The following is a 408-nucleotide window of genomic DNA, read 5'->3' on the forward strand; positions in this document are numbered from 1 at the left end:
TATTTTGATAGAATATATAGTGGGTGGGATTAATTTTAACATACGAGTTAATTTCATAATTTAGAGCCCTTGAGTCTCAAGGTATTCAAGGCACAAAAATGGAGCACCTCCCCAAATTCTGTATAATGGTAGTTACCACACTAACCTAACAGAGAGGTGAGATGCCCTATGTACATTATACGACAACTAAGTCTATTTGACATGCATGAATTATATGAGATGGAGCCTTCCAATCATTTTGAGGCTGTCTTTTCAGCCCTTAATCTGAATCCTATCTGGGCTTTACTAGAAAAGCCCAATAAACTGGGTGCCCCAAGAGAGTTAAACTATGGCGCCATGGTCTATTCACTGATCGCTCGTGTGGTGGAGCGTATCGTGACAATGAAAGACCTCGTCAAACGGTTAAAA

General features: G+C 40.0%; 1 pseudogene. It reads left to right on the plus strand.

What is annotated here, in order from left to right:
* Window positions 1-168 precede the first annotated feature (168 nt).
* Window positions 169-408: pseudogene (locus G4V62_RS19320) on the plus strand (IS5/IS1182 family transposase); the annotation flags it as partial.

The organism is Litoribacterium kuwaitense (assembly GCF_011058155.1).
Lineage (GTDB): Bacteria > Bacillota > Bacilli > Bacillales > DSM-28697 > Litoribacterium > Litoribacterium kuwaitense.